The 16517-nt window shown below is 33.8% G+C and carries 17 protein-coding genes; 13 read left to right on the plus strand and 4 right to left on the minus strand.

Annotated features, from left to right (window positions below; genetic code table 11):
* The first annotated feature begins 260 nt into the window (after positions 1-260).
* Both GQ47_RS09460 and GQ47_RS09465 read left to right on the plus strand, forming a co-directional pair.
* The gene (locus GQ47_RS09460) at positions 261-887 is read left to right on the plus strand and encodes a Crp/Fnr family transcriptional regulator (RefSeq protein ID WP_035647615.1); all 627 of its coding nucleotides are present in this window, start codon (positions 261-263) and stop codon (positions 885-887) included.
* A gap of 310 nt (positions 888-1197) precedes the next feature.
* On the plus strand, positions 1198-1983 hold the full coding sequence (locus GQ47_RS09465; RefSeq protein WP_035647618.1) for a sulfite exporter TauE/SafE family protein: 786 nt from the start codon (positions 1198-1200) through the stop codon (positions 1981-1983).
* 294 nt (positions 1984-2277) lie between these two features.
* Here the strand turns inward: GQ47_RS09465 and GQ47_RS09470 are convergent, their stop codons facing one another.
* The 4 genes from GQ47_RS09470 to GQ47_RS09485 form a co-directional block, all read right to left on the minus strand.
* Positions 2278-3066 (minus strand): DUF1444 family protein, encoded by a 789-nt coding sequence (locus GQ47_RS09470; RefSeq protein ID WP_035647621.1) that lies wholly within the window; start codon positions 3064-3066, stop codon positions 2278-2280.
* 178 nt (positions 3067-3244) lie between these two features.
* Complete coding sequence (gene cydB, locus GQ47_RS09475) at positions 3245-4321, minus strand: cytochrome d ubiquinol oxidase subunit II (RefSeq protein ID WP_035647625.1); 1077 nt, start codon at positions 4319-4321, stop codon at positions 3245-3247.
* A 2-nt stretch (positions 4322-4323) separates the two neighbouring features.
* Complete coding sequence (locus tag GQ47_RS09480; protein WP_035647627.1) at positions 4324-5670, minus strand: cytochrome ubiquinol oxidase subunit I; 1347 nt, start codon at positions 5668-5670, stop codon at positions 4324-4326.
* A 291-nt stretch (positions 5671-5961) separates the two neighbouring features.
* Positions 5962-6552: an HD domain-containing protein gene (locus GQ47_RS09485; RefSeq protein WP_035648143.1), complete on the minus strand. Its 591-nt coding sequence runs from the start codon at positions 6550-6552 to the stop codon at positions 5962-5964.
* Positions 6553-6753: 201 nt separating this feature from the next.
* Here GQ47_RS09485 and GQ47_RS09490 point away from each other — a divergent pair, with 201 nt between their 5' ends.
* The 11 genes from GQ47_RS09490 to GQ47_RS09540 all read left to right on the plus strand — a co-directional run bounded on the left by GQ47_RS09490 (position 6754) and on the right by GQ47_RS09540 (position 16428).
* Positions 6754-8172, plus strand: a complete 1419-nt coding sequence (locus GQ47_RS09490; protein ID WP_035647629.1) for an MBL fold metallo-hydrolase — start codon at positions 6754-6756, stop codon at positions 8170-8172.
* 141 nt (positions 8173-8313) lie between these two features.
* The gene (locus tag GQ47_RS09495; protein WP_371199629.1) at positions 8314-8883 is read left to right on the plus strand and encodes a YeeE/YedE family protein; all 570 of its coding nucleotides are present in this window, start codon (positions 8314-8316) and stop codon (positions 8881-8883) included.
* Between the two features lie 10 nt (positions 8884-8893).
* Entirely contained in the window at positions 8894-9373 is a 480-nt protein-coding gene (locus tag GQ47_RS09500; protein ID WP_035647632.1) for a DUF6691 family protein, read from the plus strand.
* 453 nt (positions 9374-9826) lie between these two features.
* Entirely contained in the window at positions 9827-10288 is a 462-nt protein-coding gene (locus tag GQ47_RS09505; RefSeq protein ID WP_035647635.1) for a MarR family winged helix-turn-helix transcriptional regulator, read from the plus strand.
* A gap of 4 nt (positions 10289-10292) precedes the next feature.
* The gene (locus tag GQ47_RS09510; RefSeq protein WP_035647637.1) at positions 10293-10925 is read left to right on the plus strand and encodes an NAD(P)H-dependent oxidoreductase; all 633 of its coding nucleotides are present in this window, start codon (positions 10293-10295) and stop codon (positions 10923-10925) included.
* A 30-nt stretch (positions 10926-10955) separates the two neighbouring features.
* The gene (locus GQ47_RS09515; RefSeq protein WP_035647640.1) at positions 10956-11522 is read left to right on the plus strand and encodes a YceI family protein; all 567 of its coding nucleotides are present in this window, start codon (positions 10956-10958) and stop codon (positions 11520-11522) included.
* A 204-nt stretch (positions 11523-11726) separates the two neighbouring features.
* Positions 11727-13010, plus strand: coding sequence for a hypothetical protein (locus GQ47_RS09520; RefSeq protein WP_035648149.1), 1284 nt, complete (start codon positions 11727-11729; stop codon positions 13008-13010).
* A gap of 300 nt (positions 13011-13310) precedes the next feature.
* On the plus strand, positions 13311-14711 hold the full coding sequence (locus GQ47_RS09525) for an anthranilate synthase component I family protein (protein WP_035647642.1): 1401 nt from the start codon (positions 13311-13313) through the stop codon (positions 14709-14711).
* A 111-nt stretch (positions 14712-14822) separates the two neighbouring features.
* Entirely contained in the window at positions 14823-15266 is a 444-nt protein-coding gene (locus GQ47_RS09530) for a hypothetical protein (protein WP_035647643.1), read from the plus strand.
* A gap of 89 nt (positions 15267-15355) precedes the next feature.
* Positions 15356-15922, plus strand: a complete 567-nt coding sequence (locus tag GQ47_RS09535) for an anthranilate synthase component II (RefSeq protein WP_035648151.1) — start codon at positions 15356-15358, stop codon at positions 15920-15922.
* A gap of 98 nt (positions 15923-16020) precedes the next feature.
* Entirely contained in the window at positions 16021-16428 is a 408-nt protein-coding gene (locus tag GQ47_RS09540; RefSeq protein ID WP_035647644.1) for a GNAT family N-acetyltransferase, read from the plus strand.
* Positions 16429-16517 lie beyond the last annotated feature (89 nt).

Genomic DNA, 16517 nt, shown 5'->3' on the forward strand with positions numbered 1-16517 from the left:
TTATAATCAGTGATTTACAAATTTACTTACTATTTTTAAAAATTCACTCTACAAAATCGATAGAAAATAGGATTTATTCATTTACACAAAATGCATCTTATTTATAATTTTCCGACAAACAATGCCAGCCGAATCTATTATCTTTGTAAAGAATTACAATTTTTAATCCGATTTTGATAAAATTACTCGCCACGCATTTCACAAATTCTCACGAAGTAATTGATATAAATCTGTAAAATTGGTGGTAAAAAAACATTACAATGCAGCACTCCATAAAAAACAACTTTCCAAATTTTTCCAGCGAACTTGTCGCTACTATTGAAGAAAACGGAACTGAGCAAAGTTTTGAAGCCGGAACCATTTTAATGCGCACCGGCCAATACATTAAAAATACCGTTTTGATTCTGAAAGGAAAAATCAAAATTTATCGCGAAGGTGAAGATGGAGGCGAATTTTTAATGTATTATTTACAGCCTGGACAAGCCTGCGCTATTTCAATGATTTGTACTGCTAAAAGCGAAAAAAGCCAAATTATGGCTAAAGTTGTTGAAGATGTGACGGTCATGATGATTCCGCTACAATTGATGGATAAATGGATGATGGAACACCGATCTTGGTACGAATTTGTAATTGAAACCTACCGAAGTCGTTTTGAAGAAGTCTTAGAAGTTGTCGATAACATCGCTTTCCGATCTATGGATGAGCGTTTGGAATTTTATCTGAAAAGACATTCTGATGCTTGTGGATGTGCTGAGGTTAAACTTTCACATCAGGAAATCGCGACCGAATTAAATACTTCACGAGAAGTTGTTTCCCGCTTACTAAAAAAAATGGAGCAAAGAGGTTTGGTCAAACTCAACCGAAATCAGATTGAGTTGTTAAAGTAGTTATGGGCCACGGATTATACTGATTAAACGGATTTTCGCTGGTCCATTTATACAAACGTTATCTTAAAATGTAACATTGAGCGAAGTCGAAATCCTGTGCGGGCTTCGACTTCGCTCAGCCTGACACACTTTTAATAATTAATCTGTGGCAACCTGTTTCATCCGTAAAATCTGTGGGCAATAAAATCAACACATAGAAAAAAAATCATTTTAATCAATGTAATCTGTGGCAAAACAAAAATATCCTTCTGTGATAAATGTTACTGTAGGTTTCTAATTTCCGAAGCAACTTTGCATCAAAATAAATGCAATGGAATATTTAGGCTATTTTGCTTCAATCATAATCGGGATTTCGCTGGGACTAATTGGTGGGGGCGGTTCTATTTTGACTATTCCAATATTAGTGTATTTATTTAAAGTAAATCCAGAAGAAGCCACTTCATATTCTTTATTTATTGTTGGAATGACGGCACTTTCCGGAAGTTACAGCCATTATAAAATGGGGAATTTGAAACTAAAATCGGCGTTGTATTTTGCGATTCCTTCTGTAATTTCCATTTTAATTATTCGCGAAGTTATTTTTCCGCAGATTGCCTCTACTCTATTTTCTATTGCTTCTTATTCGGTTTCAAAAGATTTTCTAATTATGATTGTCTTTTCGGTTTTGATGATTACAGCAGCAATTTCGATGATTCAAAAACCTCAACCAGAAATCAAAAATGCCGAAACTAATTATTTTCAATTAAGCTTAATTGGTTTTATTGTCGGAATTGTAACGGGATTTCTTGGAGCCGGCGGCGGATTTTTAATTATTCCGGCTTTATTGTTTTTTGCAAAATTACCGATGAAACAAGCCGTTGGAACTTCATTATTAATCATCACAATAAATTCCTCAATAGGTTTTGCAGGTGATTTATACATTGGAACACCAATTAATTATACTTTCTTATTAAGCGTTTCTGCAATGGCATTAATCGGAATGCTGATTGGAAGCCAGCTTTCTAAAAAAATTGACGGAGCAAAACTGAAACCGCTTTTTGGCTGGTTTGTTCTCGTAATGGGATTTTATATTATTACAAAAGAGGTTTTATTTTAGAATTTACAGCATCACGCAGATTCGGCAAATTTGTGTAGATTTTTAAATATTTTCAATTTAGTTCACTTGTAAAAGTAATCTTTGTCAAAGTTTTATACTTTGACAAAGATGAAAACTAAAAAGATTTTTTCCAGATATAAAGGGATTTGTATTTTTTGGGCGTTTCCTTCGGCCGGGCTATCCGCTATATTCCCGATTAACAAAAACTACGGCTAAAAAGCCTTGTTTTTCTAAATCGGGAGATACCGCTTCTATCCCTAACGCAGACCCGAGTAAGTTGAAGTTTTCGTTCAGCTATAATTTCAAAACTTCAAATTTTCCATTCTTAAACTCGAAAATTTTATCAGAAACAATATGATCTCCAGTATCATTTATATTTTGTACCGAATCATAAAGACGATGTAAATTTTCAGAATCTTTACTTCCTGTTATTAACAATACATCTCTTGAAGGAATTCCAACAACTATATTACCTTCTACCAAAAAATTTTCATGATTCCATATATCTAATAAAATTAAACTAGATTCATAATTCCCACCGGCTGTCAACATAAAATATCCATTTTCGCCATGGCGTTTCATTTCGAAATTATTTGAAAGATTTTCAATAGCCTTTTCTTTTAAATTTACAATTGGAAAATTTATTTCTTCTAAATCATTTTTGGAAATATAATTAATTGAATATTCTTTGTCTTCAACATAAAAAACAATTAATTCCTCATTGTAAACTTCATAAATATGATTTTCTTCGAACTCAGCATTTATATCTTCTAAACTTTTTAAAAATCTTTTATCTTTAATAACCGGAAGAATTCTTTCTATATCTAAAAGTTCTTTTGGTAAAAACATAGTAGAACTACCATTCACATATTTTTCGATAATCTCTTTAATAAACTTTTGATCCTTTATATATTCGGAATAAGCATTATTTAATAAATGATGGCGTTCACCTTCATTAAATTCACTTATAACCTCAAGATCATTTATGGAAGTAATCTTTAAGCCTTTTATTTTTTTAATTAATTGTTTAGCAAATTTCTCAGCAAACTCTGCTTCGGAAAGAAGTCTTTTTCTAAAAAACATATTTTTGATTTTTTCACAATTGCCTACAGCTTTAGCTGGAGATAAACAAATCTATATAAATAAAAGGCTTTAGCCAAACTTTACGATTTTGGCTAAAGCCTATTCAAATTCAAACAAAAAACCTCCAGTTAAAACTGGAGGCAATTAGTATAATTCGTGAATTCGTGGCTATAAAAACTCAATGTTCCCCATACCCAATATCATCCATCTTTCCGCTAAAAACGCGATACTGAATAATAAAGTAAATAATCACTAAAAACAAAGCAATAAAAAACCAACTCAATCCAGCATTTAATCCATATTCGTGCGCGGCGGTGTTATAAATAGTTAACGACGGATTTACATTATTAGTCGAAGGCAAAACATTCGGGAAAATTGAAACCGCTGTTGACGCAAATCCGCCAAGTAGAAATAAGGTTGAGAAAATAAATCCGTGACCGTCTTTCTTAAACGAACGAACTTTGAATAATCCAGCAATTCCAATAAAAGTCATTAGAGGGAAAAACCATAAAATCGGATTTTCTATGAAATTATGAAACGGTTTTGGTTCTATAAAATGCCAGATTCCTAGTGAAATGAAAACCAAAACAAGCAAAACAAAGTTCAGTTTAAAAACTACATTTTTAAGTTTCGGGTTTAAAGACGAATTGGTTTTATAAATAATCCAGTTCGCACCGTGAATCGTCAATGCCACAACACTCACAATTCCCAGAAAAAGCGTAAACCAATCTATAATTCCCAATTCATTCGCCTGCGGACTAAAAGTTGGATTCCACAAAGGCAAAAAGAAAAAATGCGGTTCTTGTGTCGAAACGCCATTTTGAACCATTCCGAGATTGACACCTCGAACGATATTTCCTAAAGCAATTCCGAAGAAAAGTGCCAAAAGCAAACTCGCAATTCCGAATGCTTTATCCCAAATCGCTTCCCACATAGGATTATGCACTTGTCCGCGCATTTCCAATCCAATTGCACGGAAAATCAAAAGCCATAAAATCATAATTAAAGGCAGATAAAATCCGCTGAAAGAAGATGCATATAATGTCGGAAAAGCAAAAAACAAAACACCTCCCGCTGCAATCAGCCAAACTTCATTAGCATCCCAAAACGGACCAATTGAATTGGTGATTACTTTTTTATCTCTTTCCGTATCGGCAAAAAATAAATGAATAATTCCTGCGCCAAAATCATAGCCGTCTAAAACCAGATAAACAGCCAGAATTCCCATTAAAACTACGTACCAAAAAAATTCCATACTTATATTTTTTCTGTTGAAAGTTCCACATGATGAGGTCCTTTATTGATAATTTTTCCAATCAAAAGCAAAAACAACATTCCGAGTAAAAGGTATAAACCAATAAATCCAAGTAATGTAAATAAGGTATTTCCGGAAGAAACCGTTGGCGAAGCGCCCGATGCTGTTCGTAATAAATTATAAACCAACCAAGGCTGTCTTCCTAATTCGGCAGTGTACCAACCTGTTGTATTGGCAATGTATGGAAACGGCATCATGAACATTAATGACCATAAAATCCATTTGGTTTCAAATAATTTTCCTCTTATTAATTGGAAAAGAGATAATATCATTAATCCAATAAAAACTGTTCCTAGTCCAACCATAATATGATAAGCATAATACAACCCAGAAATATTAGTTGGATGCAGATTTTCTTCAAACTGATCTAAACCTTTAATTTCCTGATTCCAATTCCCGTAAGTCAGGAAACTTAAAATATTTGGAACTGCAATTTTATTATCCAATTTTTTGTCTTTAACATCGGGTTGTCCGATTAAGACAATTTCAGAACCTTTTTTCTCGGTATGGAAAATTCCTTCCATTCCGGCAAAAGTTACGGGCTGATATTTCACTACATTTTTTGCCAATAAATCTCCTGTTGGAACTGCAACTACAATGCTAGAAATCAATCCGAAGATTACTCCAGTTTTCAAGAACAATTTTCCGAAAGAAATATTCTTTTTGCTTAAAATATAAAAAGCACCAATTCCGGCAACAACAAAAGAACTGGTTACCAAAGAAGCAGCCTGATTGTGTAGGTAAGAAGGCCAAAGCCAAGGATTTAAAAATAAAGCTTGGAAATTATTCAGAACAAATTTCCCGTTTTCCAAAATTTCATAACCAACTGGATTCTGCATCCACGAATGTGTCGCGATGATTAAAAATCCGCTGGCCCAGGAACCGATCATAATTAATAATCCGGTTACAAAATGCCATTTATGTCCGAGGAGTTTTTCTCCAAATAAAAATATTCCCAGAAAAGAAGATTCGAGGAAGAAAGAAAACATTCCTTCCATGGCGAGCGTTTGTCCGATAATTCCGCCCGTTAATTCGGAGAATTTAGCCCAGTTGGTTCCAAACTGAAATTCCATCGGGATTCCGGTTACGACGCCCATTGCAAAATTGAGGGCAAAAATCTTCATCCAGAAATGGGTGGCGTGATTGTATTGTTCGTCTTTAGTTTTGAGATATTTCCACTTGAAGTAAACGATGATGAGCGAAAGCCCCATTGTAAGTTGTGGAAAAAGATAATGAAAAGTAATCGTGAAAGCGAATTGCATTCGGTCGTAAAAGAGCATTTCTTCCATAAGTGGTATTTGTTTTATGAAGTTCTACAAATTTAACCATTAGAACCCGAAATGTCACTCTTAAAAAAAAGTTTATCGCCTGAGATTTGTTAAACTTTTCAACAATTTGAAAGGTAGAAATAACACTTATGTTTAATTCGAATGCCCACAAAGCTTGTCATTCCGAGGAACGAGGAATCTCCGCAAGTAACTCTACAAAGATTGGCAATTCAACATGCGGAGTTACTTGCGGAGATTCCTCGTTCCTCGGAATGACAAGATTGTGTATAGATATTTGCGGGCTATCTTTGATTATTTCTCCAAAATCCCTTTTTCAACACTTTCATTGATCAAACCTTCAGCATAATTCCAAATCGATTTTGAACCTTCTTTTATGATGCTTTTCTTTTCGTAAACTTTATCATACTTCACGTCAAACTCTTTCCAAGTTCCGCCATCGTTGGAAGTATTCTGCAATAAAGGTTCTAATCTGTCCATTGATCTTGCAAATTTGGCTTCGTTGGTTTCTCCGGCTTCAAATTCTTCCCAAATAGCTATAAAATCTTCAGCTTGTTTTTTCGGAAGTAAACCAAAAATCCGATTTGCTGCTAAACGTTCTTCATCTGTATTATCATGATTTTTTGCTGTATCATATAAAAAAATATCTCCGGCATCAATTTCCACAATGTCGTGCATCAAAACCATTTTTACGACTTTCAAAACATCAATCGGTTCATTTGAATGTTCGGCTAAAACAATTGCCATTAAAGCTAAATGCCAGCTGTGTTCAGCATCATTTTCGCATCGGTCGCTATTAAAAAGCTTTGTTTTTCGCTGAATGTATTTTACTTTATCAATTTCTTTTATAAAAGCGATTTGATCTAATAAGTCTTTTGTGTTCATTTTATTTTTGTTTTGAAATGACATTCATCATATGCAAAATTAAAGCTTAAAGCGTAATTGCTCAAGTTTAAATTACTTAAATAACTCATATGATGAAAATTCACTTCTTTTTGAGCAGAAATCAAATTTCTGTAACATTAGTCACTTATTTTACGAAAAAACAAACTTACCTTTGTGAACCAAATTTTAGATTTCCAAATCATGAAAATTGAACAAATTTACACCGGATGCCTAGCGCAAGGTGCGTACTATATTACTTCAAATGGCGAAGCGGCCATTATTGATCCGCTTAGAGAAACACAGCCTTATTTAGATCGTTTGGAACGTGACGAAGTAAAGCTGAAATATATTTTTGAAACGCATTTTCACGCCGATTTCGTTTCTGGACATGTTGATTTGAGCAAAGAAACCGGAGCGCCAATTGTTTACGGACCAAACGCTGCCTGCGAATTCGACTGCATTTCTGCAAAAGACGGACAAGAATTTAAACTTGGAAAAGTTACCATAAAAGTTTTGCACACACCTGGACACACTATGGAAAGCACGACTTTTTTGTTAATTGACGAAAACGGAAAAGATCATGCGATTTTCTCTGGCGATACTTTATTCATCGGTGATGTTGGCCGTCCGGATTTAGCTCAGAAAGCTGCGGGAATGACTCAAGACCAGTTAGCTGGAATTTTATTTCATTCGTTGAGAGATAAAATCATGACTTTGGCTGATGATGTAATCGTTTATCCTGCGCACGGTGCCGGAAGCGCTTGCGGAAAAAACATGAGCAAAGAAACGGTTTCGACTATTGGCAACCAAAAAGCGACGAATTATGCTTTGCGCGCTAATATGACCGAAGAAGAATTCATCAAAGAAGTAACTGACGGATTATTGCCTCCTCCAGCCTATTTTAGCATGAATGTGGCCATGAACAAACAAGGCTACGAAAGCTTTGAAACGGTTTTACACAACGGAATGAAAGCGATAAAAGCAGCAGATTTTGAAGTGATTGCTGAAGAAACCGGAGCACTGATTTTAGATACAAGAAGCGCTGCCGATTTTAGTAAAGGTTTTATTCCACAATCTATAAATATCGGAATCAATGGCGATTTTGCTCCGTGGGTTGGTACTTTAATTGCTAATGTTAAACAACCTATTGTTTTGGTTACTACAGTTGGAATGGAAGAAGAAACCGTAACGCGTTTAAGTCGTGTAGGTTTTGATACCATTATCGGACATTTAGAAGGTGGTTTTGAAGCGTGGCAAAAAGCGGGTTTCGAAACAGATTCTGTAAACCGAATTACAGCTGAGCAATTTGCAAATGAAGTAGACATTCAAAAAGACAAAATAATCGACATTCGTAAAGAAACAGAATACGAAGCTGAACATATTGAAGATGCGTACAGCAAACCGTTAGCCTATATTAATGACTGGGTAAAAGACATCAACCCAAATGAACATTTTTATTTGCATTGTGCAGGTGGCTACAGAAGCATGATTGCCGCTTCGATTTTACAAGCGAGAGGTTTCAGAAATTTCTCTGAAGTGGAAGGCGGTTTTGGAGCGATTTCAAAAACAAATATCCCAAAATCAGATTTTGTTTGTCAAAGTAAAACATTAAAAGCATAATTTTTTCACCATTAAGATATTAAGAAAATTAAGTTGCAATGCTTAATTTTCCTTAACCTTCTTTGAAAAGTTTCATTAAGTCAGATTGGCTTAATTTCCTTAATATCTTAATGGTTAAAACCAAAACATCTAATTTGAATTATGAGTATATTAGAAATTATAAGAGAACCATGGCCTTGGTATGTTGCAGGTCCGTTGATTGGATTAACTGTTCCAATTTTATTAATTATCGGAAATAAATCTTTCGGTATTAGTTCGTCGTTGCGTCATATTTGTGCAATGTGCATTCCTTCTAATATTCCGTTTTTTAAATACGACTGGAAAAAAGAAAGCTGGAATTTATTTTTCGTTCTCGGAATATTTCTTGGCGGTGCTATTGCAGCCTATTTTCTATCTAATCCAAATGCAGTTGTAATTACTCCGGAACTTTCTGAACAATTATCAGGTTACGGAATCACAGATCATACAGGGCTTGTTCCGGCACAATTATTTTCGTGGGAAAGCTTATTAACACTTCGCGGATTTATCATGATTGTTGTGGGTGGATTTTTAGTTGGCTTCGGAACGCGTTATGCCGGCGGATGCACAAGCGGACATGCGATTATGGGATTATCAAATTTACAATGGCCTTCATTAGTAGCTACAATCTGTTTTATGATTGGTGGTTTTGTAATGGCACTTTTGATTTTACCTTATATTCTTTCACTTTAAAATTTCAAAAATGAATAATTTAGAAAATAAAAATACAGACGGCGAAGGAATCAACGCAAGCCAGAAAAAAGAAAACACATTAGGAAACCTTAAATATTTAATCGTTGGGATCTTTTTCGGAATTGTATTCGTAAAAGCTGAAATCATTAGCTGGTTTCGTATTCAGGAAATGTTTCATTTGCAATCTTTCTTTATGTATGGCGTAATCGGAAGTGCGGTTGCTGTTGGTGTAATTTCGGTATTTCTGATTAAAAAGTTCAACATCAAAACGCTTCAAGGCGAAAAAATCGAAATTCAGCCAAAGACTTTCAACAAAGGTCAAATCTATGGCGGTTTAATGTTTGGTTTTGGATGGGCGATTACTGGAGCTTGTCCGGGTCCGCTTTTTGCTCAAATTGGAACTGGAGCGACTGTAATAGTTGTTACTTTAGTAAGTGCAATTGCAGGAACATGGGTTTATGGTTTGATTAAAGACAAACTTCCTCATTAATATTATACCTTATTATATAGAGTATATCAAACCCGACAGTTTTAGAAAAATTGTCGGGTTTTCTCTTTCTTGCGCTCGCGTGAGGGATAGAGCTAAGCTACCGAAGTAGCAGCGAAAGCCCGACAGTATTTAAGAAAAGGCCACATGAACGCAAAGTATAGTAGGCCTTTTTTTAAATACTGGCACGCCCTGATGATCAAAATTTACATTCTGTTAAAGCCAATTATTTTAAAGAACTAAAACTTAAACGTATCTTTATCAAAGCTTTAAAACATTTGAAGAAGATTTATTTGGAAGCTTCAAAAAATAAATAGTACTTTTATACTAATTATATAGGCTTTATCAAGTTATAATTTTTAGCGTTATTTCAATTAACAAAAAATTAACAAAACATTTGTATATACAACTATTAAAAGTTATACATTTGTATATACAAATTATACACTTACGACTATGACAATTGAAGAGGTTATTAAGAGTACAGTTAAGATGGATAATGCGAAAAAAGTTATTCTGAATATCATGTACACACAGAATGTGATTCAGGATCATTTCAACGAGTTGATAAAACCGTATGACTTGTCTGGAGAACAATATAATGTACTGCGTATATTAAGAGGACAAAAAGGAAATCCTGCTAATATGTGCGTGATACAAGAACGTATGTTAGCTAAAACGAGTAATACAACCCGATTAGTTGATAAATTATTGCTGAAAGAATTCGTAACAAGAAATGTTTGTCCGGATAATCGACGCAAAATTGAGGTTTTGATTACTCAGAAAGGATTAGATGTTTTAAAAGAATTAGACCCGAAGGTAGATGAGCACGAGCGCGTATTTGCCCAGAATATAAGCCCAGAAGAATTAGAATTATTAAATCAGTTATTAGAAAAATACCGAACCCAACAAAATTAATATTATGAGCACATTAGTAAACAATTTAAACTGGAGATACGCAACTAAGAAATATGATGCGACTAAAAAAGTATCTGCAGAAGATTTGAATACATTAAAAGAAGCAGTTAGATTAGCAGCTTCTTCATACGGATTACAACCTTACAAAGTAATTATCGTTGAAAATCCAGAAATTAGAGAAAAATTAAAAGCTGCAGCTTGGGGTCAAACTCAACTTACAGATGCTTCTCAAATATTTGTATTTGCAAATGACTTAAACGCTGGACCAGAATCTGTGGCAGCTTACATTAAAAACATTAGCGAAACAAGAGGCGTTCCAACTGAAGCTTTAGGCGGATTTGCAGATATGATGAATGGTGTAATTTCGAACCTTTCGCAAGATGCTAAAAATATCTGGACAGCAAAACAAACTTATATTGCTTTAGGAACTTTACTTGCTGCTGCAGCCGAATTAAAAATCGATGCAACTCCAATGGAAGGTTTCAATGCAGCACAATTCAATGAAATCTTAGGTTTCGATAAATTAGGCTTAAATGCTTCTGTTATCGCTGCTGTAGGTTACAGACATGATGAGGACGACGCTCAGCATTACAAAAAAGTTAGAAAATCTCACGAAGAATTATTTATCACTCTATAATTATTATTAATCAAATTCAATTTTAACAACATGAAAAATTTAAAAACAATTGCAATAGCATTATTCGTAGCAGCGGCTAGTATTTCAGTAAATGCTCAAACTAAAAAAATCGACGTAAAAGCGTCTTCTATCAAATGGGTAGGTAAAAAAGTAACTGGAGAGCACTCTGGAACTGTAAACTTCAAAGAAGGAGCTGTAGTTTTCAAAGGAAAAAAATTAGTTGGTGGAAGCTTCACTGTTGATATGACTTCTTTAACTTCTACTGATTTAACTGGAGAATACCAAGGAAAATTAAACGGGCACTTAAAAGCTGACGATTTCTTCGGAACTGATAAATTCCCAACTTCAAAATTAGTTTTCAAAACTATCGGTGCTAAAGCAACTGACGTTTATACTGTAACTGCTGATTTAACTATCAAAGGAATCACTAAACCAGTAACTTTTGACATCACAGTAAAAGGAAACACTGCTACAACTGCTTTCAAAGTTGACAGAACTAAATATGACATTAAATACGGATCAGGAAGTTTCTTCGAAGGTTTAGGAGACAAAACTATCAATGACGAATTTGAATTAACTGTAGCTTTAAAATTCTAATTTTAAGACTTACTAATTCATACATAAAAAGTAACCCCAATAGTTGATTCTATTGGGGTTTTCTTTTATAATCAGTTTTCAAAAAGATAACGTTCTTAATATTAAAATAACGCTTTCATAATAACTATAGCCGAATTGATTAACATTCGGGCTCTAATTTTGAAGAAATTAAAAAATCAAAAACTAGAAATTAAAATTATAGTTATGAAAACAAAACTACAAATTGCTGCTCTTACCCTTTTGAGCACTTTTTTTCTTCAAGCACAACAACAAACAAAAGGAATTATTGGAACAACAAACTGGATGAACAACTGGACCAATTTTAAACCTGCTGCCAACGAATATAACGAAGCTACAAATATAATTGCCGGAACAATAGACAAAGATTTAAAATTACTGAAACGCAACACTTATCAATTAGTTGGCGTTGTTTATGTTACTAACAATGCAACGCTAAGCATCGAACCTGGAACAGTAATTCGTGGAGATGATAAAACTTGCGGAACATTGGTTATTACAAACGGAGCAAAAATTATAGCTGATGGTTTAGAAACTGATCCGATTGTTTTTACATCAAATAAAGAAAAAACCGAAAGAAAACCAGGAGACTGGGGCGGTATTATAATTTTAGGAAAAGCTCCAATTAATACTTTAGGAGGACTTCATACTTTACCTTTTGATCTTGAACCACTATTAAATCATTACGGAGGACAAGATGCAGAAGATAATTCGGGAGTTTTAAAATATGTACGAATTGAATATGCCGGAAGAAAATTAAGTTCATTGAAAGAGCTAAACGGACTTTCATTGGCTGGTGTTGGAAGAAAAACGGTTTTAAACAATATCCAAATTAGTTTTTCAAATGATGACTCTTTTGAATGCTACGGTGGCGACTTAAATATGAGTAATTTAGTTTCATACCGAACTACAGATGATGATTTTGATTTTACTCAAGGTGCACAAATCAACATCAGTAACAGTATTGCTATTCGTCATCCATTTTCATCAGATATTTCAGGGTCAAGATGTTTTGAAGTTGATTCGTTTGACAAAATTGGGAATACAGATATGAGTAAAAAAATGACAAAAATAAATGCTTCAAATATCACATTAATTAATTTGGAAGAAAACAATCAAGGATTAGTTCGTGAATCTGTTTATGTTAGAGAGGATACTTTCTTTAATTTATCAAATAGTATTATTTCTGGTTTTACTCCATTTGCTTTATTGGAAGGAAATATTGGAAATGGCGATGCCAATTTATCAAAACTAACTTTTAAAAACTTAATCGTAAACAATTGCAACGGCGGTATTACCAGTGAATCTTCATCAAGCAATTCTGCAATTGAAAATTTTTATAATAGCCAAAATTCAGGTATACAATACACCCAAATTAAAAACATAGAACTATTCACAACACCAAGCATTAAAGGAGGAAGTCCAGATTTTAGAGCAAACGTAAATAACACGCTGGCTATTGGAAACTAAGGGTTTAAAGCAATAATGAATTTTAAAATTTAACAAAATTCCAAAATTAGAAAAGATTTTTTTGAAATTTTATGTCTTTTAATTCAAATTACCTTTATATCTTTGTGAAATCAAAATAAGAAAATGAAAACATTAATGAACAATACTTGGTGGTGGAAGAATTTACGTCAAACGTCGTGAACGAAGCTTCCTATGGTATTTTCAAAACTATAAATCTAAAAGGCTTGTCATCACGACAAGCCTTTTTTTTTGGTCACAACTTTAGCATAAAAAATATTAAAAACTAAAAAACAACATACTTTGAAACCTTTTATACTTAATACACATTACAAGCAAATTCTGGCAGACACGATTACGCCGGTAAGCATCTATTTTAAAATAAGAGATAAATTTCCAAATAGTTTATTATTGGAAAGCAGTGATTATCATGGAAATGACAACAGTTTCTCGTACATCTGCTGCAACCCGATTGCAACGATTAAAATCGAAAACGAAGTAATTTCAAAAACTTTTCCTGATGGAACTTCGGAACAAATTAAAATTGATTCCAAGACAAATATTCCAGAAGTAATTCAGGATTTTTCAAATCAGTTTAAATCGGAGAAAAACGATTTTAAATTCATTAACAACGGATTATTCGGATACATTTCTTATGATGCTGTTCGTTATTTTGAAAAAGTTTCGATTGCAAAAAAAGATGACGCAACTTCAATTCCGGATGTATTTTATGCAGTTTATCAAAATATCATTGCCATAAATCACTTCAAAAATGAAGCCTATATTTTCTGTCACAGCGTTGACGGAAGAAATAACATTTCTGAAATCGAACAATTGTTACAATCCAGAAATATTGCTTTATACAAATTCACAAAAGAAGGCGAAGGTTTCTCTAACCTAACCGATGAAGAATTCAAGCACAATGTGGCTTTGGCAAAAAAACATTGTTTTAGAGGAGACGTTTTTCAATTGGTTCTTTCACGTCGTTTTACGCAAGGATTCAAAGGTGACGAGTTCAATGTTTACAGAGCTTTAAGAAGTATTAATCCATCTCCATATTTATTCTTTTTTGATTATGGAGATTTCAAAATATTCGGTTCTTCGCCTGAAGCACAAATTATTGTAAAAAACAGAAAAGCCGAAATTCACCCCATCGCTGGAACTTTCAAAAGAACTGGAAACGACGAACGTGATGCGCTTTTGGCCAAAGAACTTTCTGAAGATAAAAAAGAAAATAGCGAACACGTAATGTTGGTTGATTTAGCACGAAATGATTTAAGCCGAAACGGACACGATGTGAATGTTGAAAAATACAGAGAAGTTCAGTTTTTCTCTCACGTAATCCACTTAGTTTCAAAAGTGACAGGATATTTACACGATAAAGCAACCACAATGCAGGTAGTTGCCGATACTTTTCCAGCTGGAACTTTGAGCGGTGCACCAAAACACAGAGCGATGCAGTTGATAGAAGATTACGAAAAAACAAATCGTAATTTCTACGGAGGAGCAATCGGTGTAATGGATTTTGACGGAAATTTTAATCACGCAATTATGATCCGAACTTTCCTTTCTAAAAATCACCAATTGCATTGTCAGGCCGGCGCCGGAATCGTAGCAAGTTCTGATGAAGAAAGCGAAATGCAGGAAGTTTATAACAAATTAAGAGCATTGAATACAGCACTTGAAATGGCAGAACAAATATAGTTTTCTTTGTTTCAGGTTTCAGGTTTCAGGTTTCAAGTTGTTGGAACGTGAAACTTGAAACCTGAAACCTGAAACCTGAAACCTGAAACAAAAAACTAAAAACCACAAACTATGAAAAAAGCAGCATCAATTTTAATTTTAATCATTTGCATGACATCTTGTAATTCTGAAAAAAAACACAATCCAATTGAAGGAACCTGGCGTTTAATATCAGCTGAAACAACAGAGAAAGATTCAACTTTTTCGACTTTCAATCCAAAAACAAAAATGATTAAAATTATAAATGAAACGCATTTCGCTTTTTTCAATCATGATTTAGAAAATGGTAAAGATTCAACAAATGCGGTGTTTTTTGGCGGAGGTGGAAAATATACTTTAAAGGATAGTGTTTACACGGAAAACTTGGAGTATTTCAACAATCGTCAATGGGAAAATGGAAAATTTGAGTTTGTGGTAAAAGTTAAAAACGACACCTTAACTCAAAAAGGAGTAGAAAAAGTAGAAAAATTAGGAATTGACCGTATCATAACAGAAAAGTACGTTCGAGAAAAATAGAAAATTTAGTTTCAAGTTTTCATTGTTTCAAGTTTCAAGTTGTTGGAACGTGAAACTTGAAACTTGAAACCTTAAACAAAAACAACACAATGAAAAAAATATTAGTTATAGACAATTACGATAGTTTCACTTACAATTTAGTGCACTATTTAGAAGATTTAAATTGCGAAGTAACCGTTTACCGAAATGACGAATTCGAAATTGATGAAATCGCTTCTTTTGAAAAAATATTGCTTTCGCCAGGACCTGGAATTCCAGATGAAGCTGGTTTACTAAAAGCAGTAATCGAAAAATACAGTCCAACAAAAAGTATTCTTGGAGTTTGTTTAGGACAACAAGCCATTGGAGAAGTTTTTGGCGGAACGCTTTCTAACCTTGACAAAGTGTATCACGGAGTTGCAACGAATGTAAAAACGGTTGTTTCAGACGAAATTTTATTTGAAGGTTTAGGAAACGAATTTGAAGTTGGAAGATACCATTCATGGGTTGTTGACGCCAATTTGCCTGATACTTTAGAAGCAACTTCTGTAGATGAAAACGGGCAAATTATGTCATTAAGACACAAAACTTTTGATGTAAGAGGCGTTCAGTTTCATCCTGAAAGTGTTTTGACTCCAAACGGAAAAAGGATTTTAGAAAATTGGATTAAGAGCTAGTTTTTTTGTTTCAGGTTTCACGTTTCAAGTTGTTGTAACGTGAAACCTGAAACAAAACCTTAGCATCTCATAATTTTAGCAACTTAGAACCTTAAAAAATGGAAATAACAATTTCAGAAACCAGAGAAATCAGCATCGACGACATTTTAGTTTTATATAAAGCAAATGAATGGAGTTCAGCCAGTAAACCGAATGAACTTTACAACGGATTATTAAATTCGGAAACTCTTGTAACGGCTTGGGAAGGAAAAAAGTTAATCGGACTAGGGAATGCAATTTCTGATGGATTTTTAACCGTTTATTATCCACATTTATTGGTACTTCCGGATTATCAGGGAAAAGGAATTGGAAAAATGATTTTGGATAAAATGCAGGAGAAATACAAACACTTTCACATGCAAATGCTGACTGCCGACGGAAGATCAGTTGACTTTTACAAAAAAAATGGTTTTGAACGAGCAGGAAAAACAGAACCAATGTGGATTTATCAAGGAAATGAACATTAAAATTTAGTTTCAAGTTTTGTTTGTTTCAGGTTTCAAGTTACCGAAACGTGAAACTTTAAACCCAAAGCAAAAAAACTTAGCATCTCAGC

Source organism: Flavobacterium sp. ASV13, from assembly GCF_000745775.1.
In the GTDB taxonomy this organism is placed as follows: domain Bacteria; phylum Bacteroidota; class Bacteroidia; order Flavobacteriales; family Flavobacteriaceae; genus Flavobacterium.